This is a genomic window from Mycobacterium sp. TH-M82 (assembly GCF_057473605.1).
Genome location: NZ_JBYCKY010000226.1, coordinates 1 through 5652 on the forward strand (window position 1 = coordinate 1; position 5652 = coordinate 5652).

General features: G+C 67.6%; 6 protein-coding genes. All 6 read right to left on the bottom strand.

Features of this window, described 5'->3' with window-relative positions:
* The coding region (locus tag AC2VON_RS06705; protein ID WP_486952239.1) for an alpha/beta fold hydrolase at nucleotides 1-529 on the bottom strand (529 nt) is incomplete at its 3' end.
* 54 nt (nucleotides 530-583) lie between these two features.
* Complete coding sequence (gene map, locus AC2VON_RS06710) at nucleotides 584-1441, bottom strand: type I methionyl aminopeptidase (protein WP_486952240.1); 858 nt, start codon at nucleotides 1439-1441, stop codon at nucleotides 584-586.
* A gap of 61 nt (nucleotides 1442-1502) precedes the next feature.
* Nucleotides 1503-3326: a penicillin-binding transpeptidase domain-containing protein gene (locus AC2VON_RS06715; protein WP_486952241.1), complete on the bottom strand. Its 1824-nt coding sequence runs from the start codon at nucleotides 3324-3326 to the stop codon at nucleotides 1503-1505.
* Nucleotides 3327-3479: 153 nt separating this feature from the next.
* A complete protein-coding gene (locus AC2VON_RS06720; protein WP_486952242.1) occupies nucleotides 3480-4343 on the bottom strand; it encodes a GNAT family N-acetyltransferase in 864 nt (287 codons plus the stop codon).
* A 60-nt stretch (nucleotides 4344-4403) separates the two neighbouring features.
* Nucleotides 4404-5567 (bottom strand): flavodoxin-dependent (E)-4-hydroxy-3-methylbut-2-enyl-diphosphate synthase, encoded by a 1164-nt coding sequence (gene ispG, locus AC2VON_RS06725; RefSeq protein WP_486952243.1) that lies wholly within the window; start codon nucleotides 5565-5567, stop codon nucleotides 4404-4406.
* Between the two features lie 9 nt (nucleotides 5568-5576).
* Nucleotides 5577-5652, bottom strand: a 76-nt coding sequence (locus tag AC2VON_RS06730) for a hypothetical protein (RefSeq protein WP_486952244.1), incomplete at its 5' end; no start/stop codon positions are given.

Genomic DNA, 5652 nt, shown 5'->3' on the forward strand with positions numbered 1-5652 from the left:
CCACCTGTGCGGTGGACTCCCGGGCGCTGCGCCGTTTGAGCAACTCCACCACGCGTAAATCTCCTAACACGAACTGCTGGCTGGCGCGGGCCACCGCGTGCGCGGCCGGGGTGCTGACCAGCACGGTGGTGTTGATCTCCACCGGCGGGCAATGTTCGTCGCGGATGACGCCGTTGACGTCGGGCGTTCGCGGATGGCCGCGGTCGATGACCACCAAGCCGATGAACCGGTCCAGCCTGGTCGCGGCCAGTTCCCACGCCAGTTCGGCGCCCGCCCGGTCGCCGACCACGGTGCCCCACTGAATGTCCAGCGCATCGAGAATTCCGATCACCGATTTGGGTGTCAGCCTCGGGTCGTGACCGACGACGACCGTGCGCAGATGCGCTGTGCGCAGCCTTGCGCAAATCGCGTCGTAGGCGGCGAGTGTGCGCTGTGCGGCACTCAGCATCACCACGACGGGGCTCCCCTCCGGGCCGGCCACGCTGACCGGGACGGGAAACCCGTCGACGGTGGTCATCGTCGAGGGCATCTACGCACGCTATAACCAGCCGGTCCGTCGCGGGACGGTTTTCCGCTGACCGGCTCACGCCAAGGTGAGGATTTCGGCGCCGTCGTCGGTGACAACCAGGGTGTGCTCGAACTGTGCGGTCCACCTGCCGTCCGTGGTCGCCACCGTCCAGCCGTCGTCCCAGATCTCGTAGTCCAGCCCGCCGAGGTTGATCATCGGTTCGATGGTGAACGTCATCCCGGGCTCGATGGCCGTGGTCACCGCGGGCTCGTCGTAGTGCAGCACCACTAGGCCGTTGTGGAAGGTGGTGCCGATCCCGTGGCCGGTGAAATCGCGAACGACATTGTAGCCGAACCGGTTTGCATACGATTCGATGACCCGGCCGATGACCGACAGGGCGCGGCCCGGCTTGACCGCCTTGATCGCGCGCATCGTCGCCTCGAGGGTGCGTTCGACAAGCAACCGGTGCTCCTCGGCGACGTCGCCGGCCAGGAACGTCGCGTTGGTGTCACCGTGCACGCCGTCGAGGTAGGCGGTGACGTCGATGTTGACGATGTCGCCGTCGGCGATCACCGTCGAGTCCGGGATGCCGTGGCAGATGATCTCGTTCAGCGACGTGCAGCATGACTTGGGGAAGCCCTTGTAGCCCAGCGGTGACGGGTAGGCGCCGTGATCGATCAGGTAGGCGTGCACGATGCGGTCCAGCGCGTCGGTTGTCACCCCCGGCGCGACCGCCCGGCCTGCTTCGGCCAGCGCGCCCGCGGCGACCCGGCCGGCCACTCGCATCTTGTCGATGACGTCGGGGGTCTGCACCCAAGGCTCGCTGCCCTCTGCGGCGGTGAGTTTGCCGACATACTCCGGGCGCGGGATCGATCTGGGCACCGGCAGCGTCGGGGAGAGCACGCCGGGGGATAGGGCGGCGCGGGCGGGCATTCTGCCAGCTTAATGAAGCCGGCCAACCCAGCCGCGCTCAGCCGCGCTCAGATCTTGGCGGTCAGACCAGAAAGTCGGCCGGCAGCGAGTCGAACATCACCTTGGTCATCCGCACCGCGTATTCGGAGGTGCCGCCGCCGACGATCAGCGCAGCGAACGCCAGGTCGCCGCGGTAGCCGGCGAACCAGGAATGCGATCCGCCCGGGAATTCGGCCTCGCCGGTCTTACCGAACACCGCGCCGCAGTTGGCGATGTCGCGGGCGGTGCCCTCGGTCACCACCAGTCGCATCATCGAGCGCAGGCCGTCCAGGGTGCGTGGCGGGATCGCAGTGACGTCACCGTGGACCGTCGTCGGCCGCCCACCCGCGATCAGCCAGGGCACCGGCGTATTGCCGGCCGCTATCGTGGCGGCGACCATCGCCATGCCGAACGGGCTGACCAGTACCTTGCCCTGACCGAACCCGTCCTCGGTGCGCTCGGCCACATTGACCGTCGGCGGCACCGAGCCGGTCACCGTGGCGATGCCGTCGATGAGGTAGTCGACCCCGATCCCGTAGCGGGTGGCCGACTGCGTCAACGCCCGCGGCGGCATTCGGCTGGCCAATTCGGCGAACGTGGTGTTGCAGGAATTGGCAAACGCCCGCGACATCGGCACCACGCCCAAGTCGAACTCGCCGTAGTTGCGGATGGTCCGGTGGCCGATGTCGATCTCGCCGGGGCAGCCGAGCAGCGTATTCGGGGCCGCCATCTCCCGTTCCAGCGCCGCACCGGCGGTGATCATCTTGAACGTCGAGCCGGGTGGATACAAGCCGGTGGTGGCTACCGAGCCGTCAGCGTCGGCGGCGGCGTTCTGGGCGATGGCCAGGATCTGCCCGGTCGACGGCTTGATCACCACCATCATCGCTTTGGATTCCCGGGCGTTGACCGCATGTTGGGCGGCATTTTGCACACCACGATCCAGGCTGATCCTGGTCGACGGGGCCGGCGACGGCGCTACCTCGTGCAGCACGTCGACATCGACACCGTTCTGGTTGACGCTGACCACGCGCCAGCCCGCCTCACCGTCGAGTTGATCGACCACGGCTTTCTTGATCTCCGCCATGATGGCCGGTGCAAAATTGTCGTCGGCCGAAAGCAACACCGGCTGGGAGCTGAGCACGACGCCGGGCAGCTCACCGATCAGCGGGGCGACCCGGCTGTTGTCGTCGCTGCGCAGGGTGATCAGGTCCAGCGGCGTCACCGAGGAGCTGGCCTCTTCGGCGAGCCGTTGTGGATCGTTCAGCGTGTCGTCGAACGGCTGCAGCGCCACGACCACCGCGCGGGCGGTACGGATCAGGTCACCGCCCGCCCGGCCGGCGTCTAGTTGATAGTGGTGCAGGTAGCCGGGAACCAGCACGTCAGTGCCACCGGATTCGTTGACCGGGGCACGCCGCGGCGGATCGGCCCGCAGCGCGAAGGTCTGGTGCTCCCCCAGCTTGGGGTGCAGGCCGGAGGCGGTCCAGCGGACCTCCCAGCGGCCCTCGTTGCGCACCATCTTCAGCTGGCCGTCGTAGGCCCACCTCCGATGCTTGGGCAGTTCCCAGTCGTACTGGTAGGTCACGGTGCCGGTGTCATCGGTGTAGTGCGAGCCGAGAATATGTGCGTCCAGGTGGGTGGCCTGCAGCCCGGCCCAGGCGGCGTTGAGCGCCTCGCGGGCAGCGACGGGATCATCGCTGAGCTGGGCGGCGGTCGAGGTGTCGCCGGTCGCCAACGCGGCGAAAAACCGCTCGGCAACCGGGCCGGGACCGTCCGGGCGGGGAGTGCAGGCCTGGACAACGCAGCCTGCGGTCACCACCACGGCCGCCAGACCACCCATGCGTGATGCCAGTGTTGTCGAAGTTGTCATTGTGGCTGATGTTACGAGCTGCCACCGTGCCGCGGGTGAAGGCGCACCGACACCGAACCGTTATCTGCAGCCCGTTTGTTGAGATTGCGCCCATGGTTGCCGACGACGCGCTCCCACAGCCCTACGCGCAATCTCGGACGATGTCTCACCGACTCAGTCGAGCAGTACGGTCGCGAAGGTGCCCACCGGGGTGAACCCCACCCGCTCGTAGGTAGCCCGGGCCACCAGGTTGAAGTCGTTCACGTACAGGCTGGCGATCCGCCCGGTCCCGACGATCACCGACGCCAGTGTCGCGGTGCCGGCAGAGCCCAGCCCATGGCCGCGTCGCTCCGGATGGACCCAGACTCCCTGGATCTGACTGACCGCCGGCGACTGCGACCCCACCTCGGCCTTGAACACCACCGTGCCCTGTTCGAAGCGAGCCCAGGCCCGGCCGGCCGCGATCAGGTTGGCCACCCGGCGGCGGTAGCCGCGGCCGCCGTCGCCCAGCCGTGGGTCCACCCCCACCTCGCCGATGAACATGTCGACGGCGGCCGCCAGGTAGGCGTCCAGTTCGTCCGGCCGTACCTGGCGTACCTCAGTGTCGAGCGAGCAGTTCGGCATGCTGCGCAGTGCCATCAACGGTTGGCTGCCCCGCACGTCACGGGCCGGGCCCCAGGCATTCTCCAGCCGCCGCCACATCGGCAGCACCAGTTCGGCCCGGCCGACCAGCGACGAGCAGCGCCGCACGGTGCTCATCGCCTTGTCGGCGAACGCGTTCAGGTCGACCGGCTTGCCTTTCAGCGGAACGAGATTGGCGCCGGAGTAGCACAGTGACTCATCGACACCGCGCCGCGTCCACAGTTCACCACCGATCGACGGGGGGTCCACACCGTGATCGGCGACTCGTGCCGCGACCATGCACGACCCGACCGGATCCTGGTCGAGTACCCGCCACACGGCTGCTGCTTCCCGAGCGTCACGCACCACCGAGACTCGTCGCTCATCGACCAGGCGAAAAATCGGAGGAGCCGACATCTGACTCTTTCGGTGACTCTTTCTGCGAACTGACGGTCGGGCGGCCCGATCCAGCTCTAATCAGCTTACGGCCACCGTGGGCGGACCGCCGGTAGACCCGTCGGAAGTCTCGGCTGTCTGCCCTTCGGGGAGGTGGCCCAGTTCTCCCATCTCCGACGCCAGCCGCAGCGCCTCCTCGATCAGCGTTTCGACGATCTGGGACTCCGGAACGGTCTTGATCACCTTTCCGCGCACGAAAATCTGGCCCTTGCCGTTGCCCGACGCCACACCCAGATCTGCCTCGCGGGCCTCGCCGGGACCGTTGACCACGCAGCCCATCACGGCCACCCGCAGTGGCACGTCCAGCCCCTCCAGACCGGCGGTGACCTCATTGGCCAGCTTGTAGACGTCGACTTGCGCCCGTCCACACGACGGGCAGGACACGATCTCCAGCCCGCGGGGCCGCAGGTTCAGCGACCCCAGGATCTGGTTGCCGACCTTGACCTCCTCGACGGGCGGCGCCGACAACGACACCCGGATGGTGTCGCCGATGCCTTGAGACAGCAACGCCCCGAACGCGACCGCGGATTTGACGGTGCCCTGAAACGCCGGACCGGCCTCGGTGACACCGAGGTGCAGCGGGTAGTCGCACTGCTGCGCCAACTGCTGGTAGGCGGAGACCATCACCACCGGGTCGGAGTGCTTGACGGAAATCTTGACGTCGGAAAAACCGTGTTCTTCGAAGAGCGACGCTTCCCACAGCGCCGATTCCACCAGCGCCTCGGGGGTGGCCTTGCCGTACTTGCGCAAGAACCGCTCGTCCAGCGACCCGGCGTTGACACCGATGCGGATCGGAACACCGGCGGCACCGGCCGCCTTGGCGACCTCGGCGACCCGCCCGTCGAACTCCTTGATGTTGCCCGGGTTGACCCGCACCGCCGCACAGCCCGCGTCGATCGCGGCGAAGATGTAGCGGGGCTGGAAATGGATGTCGGCGATCACCGGGAGTTGGCTCTTGCGGGCGATGGCCGGCAGTGCGTCGGCGTCCTCCTGGCGTGGGCAGGCCACCCGCACGATGTTGCAGCCGGCCGTGGTCAACTCGGCGATCTGCTGCAACGTGGCGTCGATGTCGTGGGTCTTGGTGGTCGTCATCGACTGCACCGAAATGGGGTAGTCGCTGCCCACACCGACCTCGCCGACCATCAGCTGGCGGGTCTTGCGGCGCGGCGACAGACCACTGCTCACCGGTCCTCCTCAGAACAGCCGGATCGGATTGATCACGTCGGCGGTCACGGTCAACAGCATGTAGCCGACCACCACGGTCAAGACT

Bases quoted from the DNA above. Each gene is read 5' to 3' on its own strand.
- map (WP_486952240.1), bottom strand. From the start codon at position 1,441: ATGCCCGCCCGCGCCGCCCTATCCCCCGGCGTGCTCTCCCCGACGCTG.
- AC2VON_RS06715 (WP_486952241.1), bottom strand. From the start codon at position 3,326: ATGACAACTTCGACAACACTGGCATCACGCATGGGTGGTCTGGCGGCC.
- AC2VON_RS06720 (WP_486952242.1), bottom strand. From the start codon at position 4,343: ATGTCGGCTCCTCCGATTTTTCGCCTGGTCGATGAGCGACGAGTCTCG.